The organism is Clostridium sp. AWRP (assembly GCF_004006395.2).
Lineage (GTDB): Bacteria > Bacillota > Clostridia > Clostridiales > Clostridiaceae > Clostridium_B.
This window is the reverse complement of record NZ_CP029758.2, coordinates 2,097,520-2,116,901: the sequence shown is the minus strand read 5'-3', so window position 1 is coordinate 2,116,901 and position 19,382 is coordinate 2,097,520. Positions and strand designations below refer to the sequence as shown.

16 protein-coding genes and 1 pseudogene are annotated in these 19,382 nt (G+C 30.8%); 7 read left to right on the top strand and 10 right to left on the bottom strand.

Annotated elements, in window-relative coordinates; genetic code table 11:
- Positions 1-190 precede the first annotated feature (190 nt).
- Genes DMR38_RS09845 through DMR38_RS09835 form a run of 3 tightly spaced genes read right to left on the bottom strand, consistent with a single transcriptional unit; the run spans position 191 to position 5,117 of the window.
- On the bottom strand, positions 191-2,848 hold the full coding sequence (locus DMR38_RS09845; RefSeq protein WP_127721111.1) for a LuxR C-terminal-related transcriptional regulator: 2,658 nt from the start codon (positions 2,846-2,848) through the stop codon (positions 191-193).
- A 23-nt stretch (positions 2,849-2,871) separates the two neighbouring features.
- Positions 2,872-4,098 carry a peptidase T gene (gene pepT / locus DMR38_RS09840; RefSeq protein ID WP_127724006.1) on the bottom strand — a complete coding sequence of 409 codons (1,227 nt, stop codon included), beginning with the start codon at positions 4,096-4,098 and terminating at the stop codon, positions 2,872-2,874.
- A gap of 44 nt (positions 4,099-4,142) precedes the next feature.
- Positions 4,143-5,117 (bottom strand): D-2-hydroxyacid dehydrogenase, encoded by a 975-nt coding sequence (locus tag DMR38_RS09835; protein ID WP_127721109.1) that lies wholly within the window; start codon positions 5,115-5,117, stop codon positions 4,143-4,145.
- A gap of 115 nt (positions 5,118-5,232) precedes the next feature.
- Here DMR38_RS09835 and DMR38_RS09830 point away from each other — a divergent pair, with 115 nt between their 5' ends.
- Both DMR38_RS09830 and DMR38_RS09825 read left to right on the top strand, forming a co-directional pair.
- Entirely contained in the window at positions 5,233-5,700 is a 468-nt protein-coding gene (locus DMR38_RS09830; RefSeq protein WP_127721107.1) for an OsmC family protein, read from the top strand.
- A 376-nt stretch (positions 5,701-6,076) separates the two neighbouring features.
- Positions 6,077-6,949: a LysR family transcriptional regulator gene (locus tag DMR38_RS09825; protein WP_127721106.1), complete on the top strand. Its 873-nt coding sequence runs from the start codon at positions 6,077-6,079 to the stop codon at positions 6,947-6,949.
- Between the two features lie 140 nt (positions 6,950-7,089).
- Here DMR38_RS09825 and DMR38_RS09820 read toward each other — a convergent pair whose 3' ends face one another.
- The 4 genes from DMR38_RS09820 to DMR38_RS09805 all read right to left on the bottom strand — a co-directional run bounded on the left by DMR38_RS09820 (position 7,090) and on the right by DMR38_RS09805 (position 10,761).
- The gene (locus DMR38_RS09820; protein WP_127721104.1) at positions 7,090-7,506 is read right to left on the bottom strand and encodes a TOBE domain-containing protein; all 417 of its coding nucleotides are present in this window, start codon (positions 7,504-7,506) and stop codon (positions 7,090-7,092) included.
- 229 nt (positions 7,507-7,735) lie between these two features.
- Positions 7,736-7,897, bottom strand: coding sequence for a DUF1540 domain-containing protein (locus DMR38_RS09815; RefSeq protein ID WP_127721102.1), 162 nt, complete (start codon positions 7,895-7,897; stop codon positions 7,736-7,738).
- A 190-nt stretch (positions 7,898-8,087) separates the two neighbouring features.
- Positions 8,088-9,356 (bottom strand): cytosine deaminase, encoded by a 1,269-nt coding sequence (gene codA, locus DMR38_RS09810; RefSeq protein WP_127721101.1) that lies wholly within the window; start codon positions 9,354-9,356, stop codon positions 8,088-8,090.
- Between the two features lie 19 nt (positions 9,357-9,375).
- Positions 9,376-10,761, bottom strand: coding sequence for a cytosine permease (locus tag DMR38_RS09805; protein ID WP_127721099.1), 1,386 nt, complete (start codon positions 10,759-10,761; stop codon positions 9,376-9,378).
- Between the two features lie 204 nt (positions 10,762-10,965).
- Here DMR38_RS09805 and DMR38_RS09800 point away from each other — a divergent pair, with 204 nt between their 5' ends.
- The 4 genes from DMR38_RS09800 to DMR38_RS09790 all read left to right on the top strand — a co-directional run bounded on the left by DMR38_RS09800 (position 10,966) and on the right by DMR38_RS09790 (position 13,901).
- Positions 10,966-11,673, top strand: coding sequence for a 4Fe-4S double cluster binding domain-containing protein (locus DMR38_RS09800; protein ID WP_127721097.1), 708 nt, complete (start codon positions 10,966-10,968; stop codon positions 11,671-11,673).
- A gap of 175 nt (positions 11,674-11,848) precedes the next feature.
- On the top strand, positions 11,849-12,019 hold the full coding sequence (locus tag DMR38_RS09795; RefSeq protein WP_127721095.1) for a hypothetical protein: 171 nt from the start codon (positions 11,849-11,851) through the stop codon (positions 12,017-12,019).
- A gap of 98 nt (positions 12,020-12,117) precedes the next feature.
- Positions 12,118-12,264 (top strand): hypothetical protein, encoded by a 147-nt coding sequence (locus DMR38_RS21825; RefSeq protein ID WP_175412975.1) that lies wholly within the window; start codon positions 12,118-12,120, stop codon positions 12,262-12,264.
- 350 nt (positions 12,265-12,614) lie between these two features.
- Positions 12,615-13,901 (top strand): O-acetylhomoserine aminocarboxypropyltransferase/cysteine synthase family protein, encoded by a 1,287-nt coding sequence (locus DMR38_RS09790; RefSeq protein WP_127721093.1) that lies wholly within the window; start codon positions 12,615-12,617, stop codon positions 13,899-13,901.
- Between the two features lie 60 nt (positions 13,902-13,961).
- Here DMR38_RS09790 and DMR38_RS09785 read toward each other — a convergent pair whose 3' ends face one another.
- Positions 13,962-14,807, bottom strand: a complete 846-nt coding sequence (locus tag DMR38_RS09785; RefSeq protein WP_127721092.1) for a YitT family protein — start codon at positions 14,805-14,807, stop codon at positions 13,962-13,964.
- A 129-nt stretch (positions 14,808-14,936) separates the two neighbouring features.
- Here DMR38_RS09785 and DMR38_RS09780 point away from each other — a divergent pair, with 129 nt between their 5' ends.
- Entirely contained in the window at positions 14,937-15,545 is a 609-nt protein-coding gene (locus DMR38_RS09780; RefSeq protein ID WP_127721090.1) for a 3'-5' exonuclease, read from the top strand.
- Between the two features lie 239 nt (positions 15,546-15,784).
- On the opposite strand, the pseudogene DMR38_RS09775 reads toward DMR38_RS09780, so the two are convergent.
- A pseudogene (locus DMR38_RS09775) lies at positions 15,785-17,542 on the bottom strand (helicase-related protein).
- 110 nt (positions 17,543-17,652) lie between these two features.
- Complete coding sequence (locus DMR38_RS09770; RefSeq protein ID WP_127721089.1) at positions 17,653-19,365, bottom strand: FeoB small GTPase domain-containing protein; 1,713 nt, start codon at positions 19,363-19,365, stop codon at positions 17,653-17,655.
- Positions 19,366-19,382 lie beyond the last annotated feature (17 nt).

Sequence of the window (19,382 nt, the reverse complement as noted above, 5' to 3'; positions counted from 1 at the left end):
AATATCTCCAATTTGTCAAAACTATATATACATATATACTGTATCACTTTTTCAAAGTATAATAATCATCCTAAAGTATTACTAGGTAGGATGAATTTTATCATTTAGCTAATCATACTTTAGGATGATTATATATTTAAAAAGGTTATTTAAAAAGTTTCTTATATAAAACTTTTCAAATAACCTTCTCTTAAATAATCCCTATCTCTTTTGCCTTAGCTACAGCTTCAATTCTATTTCGCACACTCAGTTTGCTAAATATGTTTAATATATGACTTTTAGCAGTACTTTCTGTAATAAATAGTCTCTTTGCTATTTCTGAATTTTTGGCTCCTTTTTCTATTAACATTAACACTTCTCTTTCTCTTTTACTTATTATTTGGCTATCTTCCTTAGTCGAATACAAACTTAGTATTTTATTTAAATACTCTCCCATTTCATAATAATCCTTGTTAAATTTCATAGATTTAATAGTTTTTATCAAGATTTTTCTTGACTTTGTCTGATTTATTAAAAATAACCTGACAAAACCATTCTTATATCCAATTATTAAAGCTTGTCTTAAATCCTTTGTGGCATTTTCGTATTGATCCTTTTGTGAAAGAATTTCTGATCTAAAAATATAGGCTCTTATAATTAAATTCTTGTTATCTTTTTCTTTATTAGAAGCTAAAATCTTATTTAATAACATTAATGCATCTTCATTTTTTCCTTTACACATGAGTATTTTAGAAAACACAACAAGTTCTTCTGAAATTTTAAAATTCCTTTTTGCAATATACTTTTCTACACATTTAATTCTGCCATACTCTATAAGCCTCTCCATTTCCAATACTTTGAATTTATCTTTTAATTTATAAAAATAGTATTTATCAGCTAACTTATTGTTCTTATATTTTTTAGATAATTGTTGTACTTTTTCATAAATCTTATTTAATTCACTCTTTTGGTTCTTCTTATTCTTTTTAAGGACTACTCCAGAATGCACATAATACCCTATAAATGCCGTATAAAAATCCCATTCTTCAACAAGTTCTAATCCCTTAAATACGTACTCCTCTGCTTTTATAATATAATTTTTTTCATAATAAACTAGTGCTAATACTACATAAAAAATTGACATCAGTGAAGATTTTTCTAAATCATTACTTATAGTGCTATTTAAGCAAGTATTACATATACTTTCGCATTCGGTTAATTCCCCTTTAAGTAACTTTTCAAAAATAATTATTCTATTAGTCATTAAATATAAAGTATTATCCTTATAGGATTGACTTAAAATTATTGATTCATGAAAAAACTTTTCTTCTAAAACAAAATCCTTTAGATAAAAATATACTATACCTGATTTTAGATTTATTATTGTATGCCAAAACATGTCTTTTTCTAAATACTTCAACGCACTTTCATAATATTCTATACTTTTTTTATAATCTGATTCGATATAACTTTTATCCCCTCTAATAATGTACAATATACCTAAGCATTCTTTCTTGTAATCTTCATCAATACAGTTTTGCAGCGCTTTTTTTGTAAACTCTAAATATTTCTTATACCTAGCATCGTCATATATGTATGTATACACATATATGATACAAAATCTAGCATTTTTTACAATAATATCTTGTGGTATATTTTTTAACCAATTTTCTACATAAAAATATTTATTTGTAAACGTTTCTTTAATACATTTGTCCTCAATTAGTTCTATTGCCTGCTCATAGTTTTCTGTGCTTATAAACTGATTTACTGCATTATTTATGCGTCCCTTATTTTCATACCACTTAGCGGCCTTATTGCTAGCTTCACGCATTTCTTCCCTATTTATAACATTTGCTTTACTCATTAAAAATTTCTTAAAAAGTACATCATATTTAAATAATTTTCCATCGTAATCTAATCTGTTAATAAATAAATTTTTATCATATATTTTTTCTAAAATTTGCTGACTATTTTTCATACACCTGACAGCATTGCATAACTCAATATTTAATTCATCTAAAATACACGTTTTTAATAAAAAATCTTTAATTTCTTCTGATTGCCTATTAAAAATCTCTTCACAGAAATAATCCTGAATATACTTATTACTTCCAATAAATTTTTCATTCATTTCCGTTACATTTTTTCTTTCTTTTATAGACAATACAACCATTTGAATTCCTGCTATCCAGCCTTCTGTATACTTATTTAATATTTGCACACTTTCCTTTGGCATTGTAATTTCCATATTGGCTTTTATAAACTCATCCGTCTCTTCTAATGAAAAACTAAGGTCTTCTTTATTTATCTCCGTTACTTCTCCATCCAACCTTAGTTTAGAAATATTTATGTTTAGCTTTGTCCTACTAGTTATTATAATATGAATATTATCAGAAATACCCTCAATAAAGTGTTTTATTTCCACAAGTATGTCTTCATTCTTCACAAAATGTAAATCATCTATTACAAGTATTAAGTCCTTATTTACAGATGAAATGCTAGCTAATACCATGTTTACTGCTGATTCACTTGATATGTCTTGGTCTTGAATAAAGTCTTCTTCTTTACAATTTGTATCATTGTTCTTAAACTTTTCAATAGCTGTACTAATTGATCTCCAAAAAATATCTAAATTGTCGTCCCTTTCATCTAAAGAAATCCATACTGTATTATTATCTAATTTTCTTGAGCATATCCATGAAATAACAGAAGTAGTTTTTCCACTCCCTGCTGCTGCAGATATAATTGTAAGCTTAGTTTTCAAAACTTCATCTAGCTTACTTAAAACCTTTTCTCTGTCTATAATCTTACATTTCTTTTTTGGAATTAAAAATTTAGTATTATTGTACTTATAATTTAATAACATTTTTCTCTGCTCCCAAACGCTTTTTATGTTTCTGTAAATAATTGAATTATTTTTAATATCACTTCTACAGATTTTTCCATAGAATAAGTTGAGATATATTCATATTTGCTGTGGATATTATGAACACCATTAAATATATCTGGTGTGGGAAGTCCCATATAAGATAACTTAGCTCCATCTGTTCCTCCCCTTAGTGGTGTTACATCTGGAAATACATTTACTTCTTTCATAGCTTGAATAGCTATATCCACAATATATTTTTCCGGTTCAATTTTTTCTTTCATATTTCTATACTGCTCAGTTATTTCAAGCATTACTGTGTCTTTACCATATTTTTTATTTATAGTTTGTACTACATTAGAAATAAAATTTTTTCTTTTTTCAAAATTTTTATTATCAAAATCTCTTATCAAATAATGGATTTCTGTCTTTTCTACCTTTCCGTTAATAAATGAAGGATGATAAAAACCTTCAACTCCCTCTGTATTTTCAGGAGTCTCTTTTTCCGGAAACATACTCATAAGCTCTGCTGCAATTCTCAATGAATTCATCATTCTCCCTTTAGCTTCTCCGGTATAGGTATTTTTGCCATTTATGGTTATTTTCGCACTTGCTGCATTAAAATTTTCATATTTTAAACTTCCAATAGATTCTCCATCTATCGTATAGGCTAAATCAGCCTTGAATTTTTCTACATTAAAATATTCTCCTATTTTTCCTACCTCTTCATCTGTAGTAAATGCTATTCTTATAGGTCCATGCTTAATCTTAGGATTTTGTATTAAAAACTCTACAGCAGTAATAATTTCTGCTATACCCGCTTTATCATCTGCCCCAAGAAGAGTAGTTCCATCTGATGTAATTAAGGTTTGTCCTATATAATTTTTTAGTTCTGAAAATTTTTTAGAAGAAAGTACTATATTTTTTCCCTCATTTAAAATTATGTCTTCTCCATTATAGGCTTCTATAAATTTAGGTTTTACATTAGCACCTGAAACTTGAGGATGGGTATCTATGTGAGCAATAAACCCTACTACTGGTACATCTTTAGTAATGTTCGCAGGAAGTGTTGCCATTATGTATCCATACTCATCCAAGCAGATATCTTCCATACCAATATTCTTTAATTCCTTTGATAATTCCCTAGCTAACTCTAATTGCCCCCGCGTAGTGGGAACTGTTGTGGAATTTTCATCAGATCTAGTATCATACTTTACATACTTTACAAATCTTTCTACAACTTTAGACACCATCAATTTCTCCTTAACATAATATTATTATAAATGCAATCCACCTAAAGTATGATTACATTTATAGGATTTCCTTCTAAAAATTTTTTTAAGTTTTCCACAGCAATATTTAGAAGTCTCTCTCTTGTTTCCTTTGCTGCCCAGGAAATATGTGGAGTAATTATACAATTCTCTGCTTTTAGAAGAGGACTTTCTTTTTCTATAGGCTCCCTAGAAGTTACATCCAGTGCAGCACCATATACTTTCCCATTATTTAATGCATGAGCTAAATCTTCTTCTACAATTAAAGGACCTCTAGCATTATTTACTATTATCACTCCATCTTTCATACGTTCTATAGATTTACTATTAATTATACCCTTAGTTTCTTTAGTTAATGGACAGTGGAGGAAAATTACATCTGATTTTTCAAATACATCATTTAACTCTGCATACTTTACGTTTTCACTCTCCAGTACCTTATTTTTATGTCTATTATATGCAAGTACTTTCATTCCCATAGCCTGAACTATCTTACTAGTTGCTTGCCCTATCTTTCCATATCCTATTATACCTGCAGTTTTACTGCCTAATTCCATAAGTGGCTTTTTCCAGAAACACCATTCTCCAATTTTATTCCACTGTCCTTCCTTTACAGCCTTATTGTGAATTGATACATGATTTGTGAGTTCAAGTAAAAGTGATACTGCCATTTGTGCTACAGCATCCGTGCTGTAACTTGGAATATTTGTCACTACGACACCAAATTTTTTTGAAGCCTTTATATCTACAACGTTATACCCTGTTGCAAGTACTCCAAGATATTTTAATTTAGGACAATTTTTGAATACATTTTCAGATATTGGGGTTTTATTGGTAAATACTATTTCTGCATCCTTAATCCTATCAATTATAAGATCATCATTACTATTATCAAATATAGTTTTGTCATACACCGTTAAATCTCCAAGCTTCTCTAAAGATGACCAGCTTAAGTCACCTGGGTTTAGTACATATCCATCTAATATTACAATTTTCAAATATACCACTTCCTATATGTAAATTATACTTTTTAGTATAATACTTCTTCAAATTATAATCATTATAATAATTAAATTTTATTTTGAAATACTATATTTGAAAGGAGTGATTTTAATGCCACTTACAACTGTAAAAGCTGTAGTTGAAAAAAAAGATGGAATAGCAGTAGAAGCACATTCTGGTGGATTTAAAGTATTGTTGGATAAAACTAAACAATCAGGTGGCACCAATAAAGGTATGAACCCTGCCCAACTTTTATTATGCACTTTAGGAGGATGTCAGGCAATGTCTATAGCATCCTATGCGAATAAATATGGAGTAAATATAAAATACTTATCAATAGAAGTTGAAGGTGAGATTGATTCAACTTCATCTCCAGATTCTTCTACCTCAAGATCTGGATATCAGGATATAAGATTTAACGTTAACATAAGAACTGATTCCCAGGAAAATAAAGTAAGAGAACTTGTTGAATTTGTTGAAAAAACATGCCCTATGGGGGACAGTATAAGAAATAGCGTACCAATAGAACCAGCTAAAATTTCAATAGAAAAGCAACTGCACTATATGGATAGTTTATAATTTATACGCTTAATAACTAGACTTTCACAGTTTGAAAAAATTACGAAGCAAAGCTTTTTGAGTTGAGAGTTAAAAATTGAGAATTGAGAGTGAAGGTTGATTTTTAGCTATAGCAAAATTTAATTAAAGATTTTTTGTAGTGTAACGGAAAAAAATCCACATTAACTCTCCACTTTCCACTCTCAATTTTCAACTAAATAAATTGCTTCGCAATATTTTAATATTCTTCCTATTATTGATACATCACCAGTATCAGAAATGCTGTTTTTGTATTTTTATGTTAATATAAGTATATAAAATAATACTACCATACAAATGTCTACATGAAATAATCTAAAAAACTTTACACAATTTTTGTGAAATAGGAGTAATTAGTATGACGATACGCCATTTAAAAATATTTATAACTGTATGTGAGGAAGGAAATATGACTTCTGCTGCAAATAAATTGTTTATGACTCAACCTTCCATAAGCCAAGCCATTAAAGAACTTGAAAATTATTATGAAGTTATTCTTTTTGAACGTTTATCTCGTAAATTATATATTACTTCATCTGGGGAAAAATTATATCAATATGCTAAGCATATTATCAAGCTTTTTGATGAAGCCGGCGATGACCTTAGGCAAAATTCTCTTCAAAAAAAACTTATAATAGGAGCCAACTATACAGCTGGTGTTGTTTTAATACATAAATATATTAAAAAGTTTAATAAGTTATATCCAAATTCAGAAATTATGGTAAATGTAAACAAGTCCTCTATTCTCACAGAAATGCTTAGGAAAAATGAACTAGATCTTGCCCTTATTGAAGAAATTAAAAGTAAATCCGATTTTGTAGAAGAAGTTTTTTATAATGATCACATTGTGGTAGTTGCCCATCCTAAGCATCATCTATTTTCAAAAAAGGAAGTAACTGCATATGATATAGTCAACGAACGACTCCTATTAAGAGAAAAGGGCTCAGGTGTCAGGAATCTATTTGAACTAAGGATGAATGAAATTGGATTATTTTTTAAGCCCTATTGGGAAAGTACAAGCACCACAGCCCTAATTAATGCAGCCAAAAACAATATTGGAATTGCAGTATTACCTTTTCAGCTAATCAAAGATCATATTGTCTCAGGTGCTCTAAAAGAACTGAAAGTAAAAGATATGGATTTTAATAGAAAACTAACTATTGTATATCACAAGAATAAGTTATTGACAAGTGCTATGAAAGATTTTATAAAGATATGTCATGAACTCTAAAATATAATGTTCTTGAGAATTTCTAATACACATTCTGTATCTCTGAAATTCTCAAGAACTCTGTTTATGTAGCTTGTAAAAATTTTATCTGATGGCTACCTACTGTAACACTCCCACTAAGTAAAATTCATTGATATAATTTACACAGCCATCATAACAGATGTAGCTTTAATAACAGCTTTTGCCTTGACTCCAGGTGCAAGTCCAAGATCTTTTACTGCAGCCATTGAAATGGTAGAAGTAATTGTGTTTCCGTCATCAGTCTTTAAAGTAACAACTGCGTTTACTGCACCTTCCTTAACAGATTCAATTTTACCTGCTATTTGATTTCTTGCACTGAGTTTCATATCTCCTATTCCAATCATTACTTCTGTAGCCTTAATTACAGCAGTTGCCTCTTTTCCTGGAACAAATCCAAGATCTTTTACAGCTGACATTGAAATAGTAGAAGTAATAGCAACACCTCCATCTGTTTTTAAAGTAACAATTGCATTTACTGCACCTTCCTTAACAGATTCAATTTTGCCTGCTATTTGATTTCTTGCACTAATAATCATTTTTTCCCCCTATCTTGCCACCATAAGTGACATAAAACATTAATATTTGATATGTTTCCATAATATCACATAATTTATCATAAGTATAATTGTATAATATTATATTTATGATAACTAAATACCTATATATAATTGACTTTACAGCATTCTTTATCTCTCCATATTAATAGGTAAACTTCTAAAGAAATAACTCCGGTTTAAACCTAAACCGGAGTTATTTCTAAAATTCTCACTTAGATGGCTTGAATGTTGTGCAACAAGTATCATCACTAGTATCGGGGTCCTTACCTTGCATTGGGTTAACTTCCAAAGATTTAGCATTACAACAGTCATTTTTCCAATAATAACAACAGTCAACGCCGCATTTAACTTCCATTTTTGGTGTATTCACAATTAAATCCCCCTTTCAATATATAAGTTACATAATGTAGTATGACCTAAAACATAAATACTATCCAAGCAATCCGTTAAATAAATCAAGTAACTAAGGAAATTTTTTCTTATCAATAACACCTTCACATTTTTAAAATCCATATAAAATTTTAACTTAATATGTTGAGTTCTTAACTTAAAAATGTCCGCTACTTATTTATGTCAAAGGTAATTCTCTCTTTTCCATCCACATAAATATCTGTCTTTTTAGGTTCTGTTTTTGAGAGTATTTTACCTTTTCTTATAGAATACAGTACCTCTGATTGTTTTCTTATAACATCATATTCATCTTTTCCATTCAGTATAATGAGATTAGCAGTATTTCCTTTCTTTATTCCATAATCGTCTTCAATGTGCATTGTCTTTGCACTATTTTTCGTTATGAGATCAATAGAATTTACAATCTGATCATATCCCATGAGCTGACATACGTGTATACCCATTTGAAGTACCTGAAGCATATTACCTGTTCCCATTGGATACCATGGATCACATATATCATCGTGTCCAAAACATACATTAATGTCTGCATCTATCATCTCTTTAACTCTTGTAATCCCCCTTCTCTTAGGATAAGTATCAAATCTTCCTTGAAGATGTGTATTTACTATAGGATTAGATATGAAATTTATATTTGACATTTTTAAAAGTCTAAAGAGCTTATAGGCATATGCATTATTATAAGAATGCATAGCAGTAGTGTGACTTGCCGTAACCTTTTCTCCTATTCCGTACTTATATGCCTCTGCTGCAACTACTTCCACAAATCTAGACTGCTCATCATCAATTTCATCACAGTGGACATCAACCAGCTTATCATACTTTACTGCAAGCTCCAGTGCTTTTTTTACAGAATCCACTCCATATTCTCTTGTAAATTCAAAATGTGGAATAGCCCCTACTACATCTGCACCAAGATTTAATGCTTCTTCTAAAAGTTTTAATCCGCAGGGAAAAGAATTTATTCCTTCCTGTGGGAAAGCAACTATCTGTATATCTACAAATTCTTTCATTGCTTCTCTCACTTTAATTAAAGCTTTTAATGCTGTAAGATCTGGATCTGTAACATCTACATGAGTTCTTACATACTGTATTCCATTTGCTATCTGCCATTTAAGTGCAGTTGTAGCCCTTTTTATGACATCTTCTTCCGTAAGCATTTTCTTTCTAAGTGCCCAAGTTTCTATTCCTTCAAAAAGAGTTCCACTTATATTCCATTTTGGCTCTCCTGCAGTTAGAGTAGTATCAAGGTGAACATGAGGTTCAACAAAGGGTGGAAGTGCTAAATTTCCATTCCCCTCAATTATGTTTTTGTCTTCTTTTCCTATATTTTTAGAAATTTCCTTTATAACTCCGTCTTCAATTAAAATATCATATATTCCATCTTTACTTCTAAGTCTTACATTTTTAATTAACATGCTGCGCTTCCTTCCTATATTATTTGTTCTTTAAAAATATTTTACTACTTATAAAATACAAAACTGCCGAAATTATAATTATAGGATAAATGGCTCCTATGGTTTTGGTAAACATAGGTAAATTCTTCATAAATAAAAATATAATGACAGAAATTATCCATACACTAATGGTAACAATGTTAAATCCAGATTTATACCAATACTTACCTTTTTCATCATCAAATTGTTCTGCAGCATACTGTTTTTTTCTAACCAAATAGTAATCTGTTATCATAATTCCAAAAATAGGTCCAAATACCATGCCTATATAATCAAGAAACATTTCAAAGGAATCTAAAAAGCTAGAAGCATAAATTGGAACGATAGTTAACAGAGCTGCAAGTATCGTTACTCCAAAAAGAGCTGTTTGTGATTTTATTTTTTTATTTAAATTTGTAACAGAAATTCCTGCTCCCATAAGATTTATTGCATTTGCTGTAGTACTCGTCAATATAATAACTAAAAGTGCTATAACTCCAAGTCCAAGCTTGCTTACAATAGTGCTTGGGTCAGAATTGTTAGGATCATATACTCCTGTTGTAACTGCTGTACCAATTGCTCCAATTATACCTACAAAAGCAAACCAAAATAACCCAACATTTGCTCCAATTATAGGAGCTACTGTAGATGCTTTTTTACTTTTACTATATCTTGTAAAATCTGCAATAGCAGGAACCCATCCTAAACTAAAAGCAGCCATAGCATCAAAAGCAGAACCAATGTCCATAACTTTTCCAGAAGGAGGTCTCCAAGCTATAATTTCGCTTAAAGGAACCTGTTTTAAAACAACTACTGTTTCCCATACTCCTAAAATTAATATAAATATAACTCCTATTTTTTCTACCATTTTCACAGACTTATGTCCTGTAGCAATGGATATAAGATGAAGTATGCTCATTACAGCAATTCCTATAAGCATTGTCTTTTCACTTCCATTTGAACCATAAGCAGGAAGCCCAAATATATCTTTTAGTATAAAACTTATAGAAATTGCAGCTATAAAAGTATTTACAGCCGTCCATCCTATAAATTGAGTTATGTTAAGAACAGATGGTAGAAAACTCCCTCTAACACCAAAAGATGGTCTTGTAAGTGCCATAGTAGATGTTCCAACTTTGTAGCCTATAAATCCTATTAAAGCCATTATTATATAGGCAATTGGATTTGAAACTAAAGTTACTAGCACAGCTCCACCAAAAGTAGCCCCTGCTACAACTCCTCCAACATACCAGGTTCCGTTGTTTGCATTGGCACCAATCCAGGTTGTTAGCATGTCCAAAAAACTTATTGTTCTTTCACTCTGTGGTACAGTTTCAAGGGCAGCATATTCCTTATGTACTTTTTCATTTGTTTCCTTATTATCCATCAATTACCTCCTAAATTAATAATTTTTTCTTCATATTATACCACGCTTTTCTAAAAAATACATATATTTTTTGATAATTTAGCAAAATAGTTTTGCATTTATAAATTTAATTTTATGAATTTTACATTCTACCATAAAAATTATGATATTATTAAGAGATAAATAATAGGCTAAAAATACCATATTATAAAGGGGGACATACTTATGTTGGAATATAATATACAAAAAATATTGAATAATTTTATGATAGATTATTATGGAGTTGCAGATATAAGTAAATATGAAAATGAACTTGTAAAATATGGGGGATCTCTTGTAAAAGGTTATCCAAGAGCTATTTCATTAGGTATTGTGTTTCCATCTACTATTGTAGATCATTTAAATGATGACTCCAACGATATTGCAAAATTAGAATATGAAAATTGTTATAAAACTATAAATGCTAGGTTAGATAATATAGCCTCTATAATAAGTTCTTATATAATAAGAAAGGGTTATAATGCTTTGCCTATATCTGCAGCAGAAAGAGTAAATAGTGATTATATAAATGCAGCCTTTTCACATAAACTTGCAGCAAGACTAGCAGGACTTGGATGGATAGGTAAAAGTTGTTTACTGATTACTCCAAAACATGGACCGAGAGTAAGATGGGTAAGTATATTAACTGATTTACCATTAAACCCTACAGGTAAAGAAATAGAACAAAAGTGCGGTGAATGTATGGCCTGCGTGAAAATATGTCCGCAGAAAGCATTCTATGGTAAAAATTATATAGAAGGTGAAGATCGTGAAAAAAGATTTGATGCAAAAAAGTGTGACAGCTATTTTAATGAAATGGAACATACTGGTCAAGTACCTGTCTGCGGCATGTGTGTATATATATGCCCTTATGGAAGACAAAGTGATAAATAAACTCAACTTTCAACTAAATTGATTCGCAATGTTCTTACGCTGCAAAATTTGAGTAAATAATATATACATTTAAAATTTTGATAGTAATAAAATACTTAACTTTGTCAAATACTATAAAAAAAGCAATAACCTTTTTCTATATATTTAATATTATCATTTTACAGGAGGAACTTGTATGGATAACAATAAGAATAGAATGAAAGATAGGCCTAAGTCTAATGCAGAAATGAGAAAAATGTACTCTGAAGAAGGAGCTGAAATAGGTATTGAACACAGCAAAAAGATAGGTTCTCATTCAAATGGTAAAAAATATACAAAAAGATCAAAGTTATCTCATAACAAATAGCACAGACACTTTCTTATCTATACTAAAATGTAAAAATAAACAAGTTTATGACAATCATTTAGTTGACCACAAACTTATTATACGATGGAGGTGATATTATGAGTAAGAAAGATTCTTCTAGTAAAAATCACAGTAATACACAATCTCCTACATCTAAAAATTATGATAAAAATGTAAAAAATAAAGCCATTAAAAACAGTCCTTATGGAAAAGATGAACCTTCTACCCATACAGAGTACAAATAGCATTAACTTATACCGACTATAGTAATTCTAATTAAAATTTGAACTTACACATGAAATATAATGACAAAATTGAAATCACATTTAAAAACTTTTCTAAATAAGTCTTGGTTTGGCATTTTAGAAAACCTTATGGGCTTAGATATGTCTGAGGTACAAGTTTATCTAAGTCCCTTTAGGTTTTCAAAATACTAAACTTTAGACTTATTAAAAATTTTTATTGTGATGAAATTTGCCATTATATGATATTCCATACTTACTTTCGAAAATTCTTATACCAATTTTCACTTGAAGTGATAGAATATTAAATTTATAATATTTATATTATTATCTTCAAGAAAGGATGTAATAAAATGACTAATTATAGAATGAATACAAAATGTGTACAGGCAGGCTACAGGCCAGGCAACGGAGAACCTCGTCAGGTTCCTATTATACAAAGTACAACTTTTAAATATGATACCAGTGAAGATATGGGAAAGTTGTTTGACCTGGAAGCCACTGGCTATTTTTATAGCAGACTTCAAAATCCAACAAATGACCATGTAGCTGCCAAAATTGCAGATATGGAAGGCGGTACTGCTGCAATACTAACTTCCTCAGGTCAAGCTGCAAATTTCTTTGCTTTGTTTAACATTTGTACTTGCGGAGACCATATTGTTGCTTCTTCCAGCATCTATGGAGGTACCTTTAATCTGATTTCCACAACTATGGCCAAAATGGGTATCACTGCTACATTTGTCTCTCCTGATTGTACAGAAGAAGAACTAAATACTGCTTTTCAACATAATACAAAAGCAGTTTTTGGTGAAACAATTGCCAATCCTGCTCTTACCGTACTAGACATCGAAAAATTTGCAAATGCTGCTCATTCACATGGTGTCCCACTTATTGTAGATAATACTTTTGCAACACCTATTAATTGTCGTCCTTTTGAATGGGGTGCTGACATTATTACACATTCCACTACAAAATACATGGATGGTCATGGTGCTGCCTTAGGTGGGGCTATTGTAGACTCTGGAAATTTTGATTGGATGGCTCATGCTGATAAATTTCCAGGGCTTTGCACACCAGATGATAGTTACCATGGTATTACCTATGCCAAAAAATTTGGCAAAGAAGGAGCTTTCATTACTAAATGTACTTCCCAATTAATGCGTGACCTTGGTTCTATTCAGTCACCACAAAATGCATACATCTTAAATCTAGGACTAGAAAGCCTTCACGTTCGCGTGCCGCGTCATTGCGAAAACGGTCAAGCTGTTGCAGAATTCCTTCAAAATCACCCAAAGGTTGCCTATGTTAACTACTGTGGCCTGCCAGGTGATAAATACTATGAAGTTGCAAAAAAATATCTACCAAATGGTTCCTGTGGTGTTGTTTCCTTTGGTTTAAAAGGTGGTCGTGAAGCAGCAGGGATATTTATGAAAAATCTCAAGCTTGCAGCCATTGAGACCCATGTGGCAGATGCTCGTACCTGCTGTCTAAATCCTGCAACAAGTACACATCGTCAGATGAATGACGAACAATTAAAGGAGGCTGGTGTTCCAGCAGAATTAATCCGTATAAGCTGTGGCATTGAAGACAAGGAAGATTTAATTTCTGATATTTCACAAGCACTAAATTGTATAAAATAATTTTAATTACAAAAAGGGATCGGTCAAATGTATTAACCAATCCCTTTAACATTCATAAATTTATTTTTGAAAATTCTTGCCTGAAACCTCCACACTTTGCATTACTATAAGAGCATCATTATCTATGTCATTTACTACGGACTTCAATCGTGATATCTCAAGTCGTGACACTATTACAAAAATTACATTAGTAGGAAGATTAGAATAGCCTCCTTCTCCTTTTATAAGAGTTATTCCACGTCCTGACTCTTTTAAAATCCTATCTGTTATCTCTTCATGCTGGTCTGAAATTATCATAACTGACCTTGACTCGTCAATTCCTTGAGAAGTTACATCTATAGCTTTAGATGCTATAAAATAAGCTACTAATGAGTACATTGCCCTGTCCCATCCAAATGCAAAACCTGCACTTCCAAGTATGAATACATTAAAACACATCACTATTTCACCAACAGAAAATCCACTTTTTTTATCTAAAAATATAGCTACAATCTCCGTTCCATCCGATGAACCTCCACTTCTTATCATAAGTCCTACACCTATTCCAAGTATTATGCCACCAAATATAGCTGCAAGAAGTGGGTCATTTGTTACCCCTACTTTGGGATTAAACACTGCTGTCATAACTGAAAGTGAGATTACTGAAAAAAATGTAGCAATTGTAAAATCCTTGCCAATATTTTTGTATCCCATAATAATAAATGGAATATTAAATAATAATATAAATACTCCAAGTGGTATTGATGTAAAGTGACTTACCATAATGGATATACCACTTATTCCCCCATCAATAACATCATTTGGTATCAAAAAAAACTTTAATCCTACTGCGTCCAGACACGCTCCCACTAACATTAACAATATTCTTATTGCAATGGAAACTCTTCTATTGTGCTTTTTTTTCATAGTACCCCTCCAATTGTATTATCTTCTTTTGCCCTATAATAATTTTACCATTAATTTTATTAATTGCGCAAACCTAACTCCCCTATAATGTTATAATAGATATAGCTTAATTTAGGAGGACGTCTTTGAATGAACATGATATTTTTTGACACAGAAACAACTGGCTTAAAGCCTGGAAGCATATGTCAACTAAGCTATATTCTTGTTGACACCAGTGCAAAGCCAACCAAAACCATAGGTAAAAATATTTTCTTTGCTGTGGATTATGTAGAGCCTAGTGCAGAAAAAGTACACGGTTTTTCCGTGGAAACCTTGTACAAGCTAAGCAGCGGTATGAACTTTAAAGATCGTTTAGATGAATTTTTAAATGACTTTCAAAATGCAGATATTCTAATAGGCCATAATGTAAACTTTGATATTAAATTTCTATCTTCCGAATTTAAAAACTGCAATGAAAATTTAAATATCAAACATACCTTTTGCACTATGAATTACTATAAAAATATATGTAACCTTAAAAACAGATATAATAAATGCAAGGCTCCAAGACTTGAAGAGGTTGTAAGATTTCTTCATATAGAAGATCCATACATAACTGCTGTAAGTAAAAAATACTTTAACGGTACTGGAAATTTTCATGATGCCAGATTTGATACTACAGCCACCTACTTGCTTGTAACAGAAGGAATTAAAAAAGGATATATTCCTAAAAGATATTTTTCTCACATAATACAATAAAATTGTATTATAACTCAACTTTCACACATATAAAACTTTTTTAGTTGAAAGTTGAAAATTGAGAGTTGAGAGTGAAGGTTGATTTTTAGCTATCGCAAAAATCTTTAAATTTATATTAACTGAGAATGTTTCACAGCCCGAAAAGTTACCAAAATTAATCAAAGATTTTTTGTAGTGTAACGAAAAAAATCCACATTAACTCTCAACTTTCCACTCTCAATTCTCAACTAAGCAAAAGTTTATATTCTAACTAATATTTCATTTATTTCCTCACTTACTTTTATTCTTTCACTATAAACCCAGTCAACGTCAAATTCTAAATTAAATATTTTAGAAAATGAATAATACATATTTATCTTTTGATAATATATTTCCAAATCATCCAAATTACCAACAAAACATTGGGGTTTAAATAAACTATCTTGTTTATTTACAAATAATTCATCTACGTATTCCAAAAACTCATTCATTAAATCTTCTCTTGAAACATCAAAGGGAACCTTCAATAAATCCCACTGATCTTCTTCTTTTAGCTTATATTTTTTTATTTTATCTAAAATCAATATATATTCACTGATGTCCATCTTTGTATAATAATATAATTTTTCTTCTCTAGTCCCCCACAAAGCCAACTTTTCATTTAAAGGTAAACTTTTAATCTTTAATATTGCATCTGATGGACCAATAACTGCTCTTTTTATTTTTTCATCTTCAGCTTCTAATTTGGATTTAATAAAATCTTGAGTATCTCCAGCACTAGCTACATAACCTAAATCATAAATACCTATTCGTCCCGCACGTCCACTTACCTGTTTTACTTCCTGTGATGTAAGTTCCCGTACTTCTTCGCCATCAAACTTTTTTATATTTATAAAAATAATTCTTCTAATAGGCAAATTGACTCCCATCCCTATTGCATCAGTGGTAACTAACACTTTTGTCTCCTTATTTGTAAATTGCTCATACTGCATTTTTCTAACTTCTGGAGGCAAATCTCCATATATTATGCTGGCTTTAATGCCCTTACTTGAATATTTCTGTGCTATCTCAAGTACTCTTTTTTTAGAAAAAACTACAACAGCGTCGCCTTACTTGATGTCATCATAATTAAATTTCTTATTTTCAACTTCTAAAGGAATACTTCTTTTATATTCTTTTATCTCATACTCATCTTCACAATCATTTATAATTGTTTCTATTATGTCTTTAGCACTAAGAGCTCCACATATATGAATTTCATCACATTTTAACCCTAATAAGGCCCTGCTCCATGCCATTCCCCTTTGTTTATCACTAATCATTTGAATTTCATCAATGACAGCTATATCATAGTGTTCCCTTAAATTAAGCTTTTCTATTGTACAGGAAGTATGGGTTGAACCTATCTTTAATACTTCTTCTTCACCAGTTAGTAAATCACAAATTATGCCTTCTTTATTTAACTTTTCGAAATTCTCCAAAGCAAGAATTCTAAGTGGTGATAAATATATCCCTTTCTTCGCCGTTTTGAGGCGTTCTACAGCATTATAAGTTTTACCTGTATTCGTATCCCCTAAATGAATATAGAACTTTCTCTTCATATGTCTAGTCTCAATATATTCATCCTTAGGATTATCAGGAAATGTTTTTTCAAACTCTTCAGCAATTAATTTAGGTATATGATTCTTAGTAAGCACTGTCATTATGCCTGAATTTAAAAAAGCATTGTAACTTTCTTTTATAATTTCATAAAAATCAAAGTGTGTATTGTTCTTCTTATTGTAACTATCAAGTATTCTCTTTGATACATTTTCCAGTAATTCTTCATAGCTTTCATATACATCTTCAAAATCTTTTAACCCTTCATTTTTCATCTCTTTAAGTTTAACAAGCTTTTTTCTTATGGAACTTTCATGTTCTATAAGTGCCCCTGGTTTTGAATAATATACGATCTCTTCAATATGATTAATTTGACTTTTTAATTTTTTAAATTCTTTTTGTGATGAATTCTTCTTCATATGTTTTCCTCCGCCTGGTCTATTTAATTATTCAAACACTATATTCTCCTATCTTATTGAGTTTATCCGATGACTATCTGCTGGACACACATTAAATAATGCTAAAATCTTTATAAAATTAGTGTAAATAAAAGATGTAGTAAAGTGGTTATTATAATTGAAATCATAAGAATAAGTCCCACTATTTTTAAAGTGGTTTTTGTACTAAGTTCTTTAATCATTGTAAAGAATGATGCTAAACATGGTGTTGAAAGCGTCAAAAAAATGCAGGCACAAATAAACTGCGGTGCAGTAAGATTGAGTGGAACAAGAAGTGCAACAGAGGCATCTTTGCGTAGAAAATTTAGAAGCATAATTGGAGCAATTTCCGCAGGCAGTCCAAATAAAATTTTTGTTGGCCATTTTACAATTTCTATAATAAAACTCAGTACATGAAGCACACTTAACACATTCATTACCAGAACACCTATTGCAATCATTGGAAGAACTTCAGCAAAATATTCGGAAATGCGAATCCACAACTTTCCAGCCATTAGCTTTATTGATGGAATCCTACATGCCGGAAATTCAGTAAAAAATTCAATTGAATCCTCATTTTTATAAAATTTGTTCATAAGTACATTCATGCCTATTGCAAGAAAGATTAAAATGGCATAAATCGTAATTACAGTTAAAACTCCGTAATTCATACCAAGTGATACAATCATGGCACTTTGAGAAAGGCACGGCGCACTCATAAAAATTAGTGTAATGGTTAGAATTTTTTCACGTCTATTTGTCAGACTCCTCGTTGCCATAAATGCAGGTACCTTACAGCCAAGACCCAACATAACTGGAATTGAAGAATAACCATGCAGCCCAAGATGATGAAAAAATTTATCAAAAACAACTGAAAGTCTTGGTAGATACCCAAAATCCTCTAAAAAGCCAAAAACAAGGTAGAACGAAAAAAAGTATGGAAATACAGATACAAGTGCAATATAGACACCACTTGTGAGTATACCAAAAGATTGTAGTGGATCTGAATAAGCTGTATTTCCAACAAGTATCTCCCTTAAACCCAAAATTGGAATACGCTTTACCATAGATTGCAATAGAGGATTATACAGATGTGAATAAAATGGCTCAAATACTCCATTTATCAAACCTTCTCCCAAAAATCGAACAATAATAAGTGTAAATACAAGTACAAAAATTGCTGTTATGATACCACCAACTGGATGAAGTGTAAAATCGCTGATACGTTCAAGCAGCGTATGGTGCCGGTGTGACAATTTCTGTACTGATTTAATAATACTGCCAATTAAATTCCAGCGCTCTGCTTCATTCAATTCTATATTACATATTTTTGCATGGGCTAAGGAATCAAGAAGTTTGGAAATCCCCTCAGAGCGAAGAGCACTCACTGGTATTACTGGAACACCAAGCAGTTTTTCTAATGCTTGTACATCAATTGTAATACCTTTGTGTACTGTGTCGTCCCAAAAATTCAAACAAACCACAGTAGGTTTTTTCTTTTGAAGAAGTTGAAGAGTTAGATTGAGATTGCGTTCAAGATTTGTGGAATCAATAATGTCTATTATAATGTCTGCCTCGTCAATCAATTGAAGTGCTATTTCATCCGTTTTTGAAAATTTTTCAAGCGAATAAATACCTGGGCCGTCAATAATTTCATATTCATTGCTTTTATACCTGCATTTTCCAGTTTTCATTTCAACCGTGGTTCCAGCATAATTGGCAGTAGCTATTCTAATTCGTGTCATTCGTGAGAAAATAAGACTTTTTCCTACATTCGGATTGCCTGCAAGTATAACTTTTTTCATATATTCCCCCTAATTTC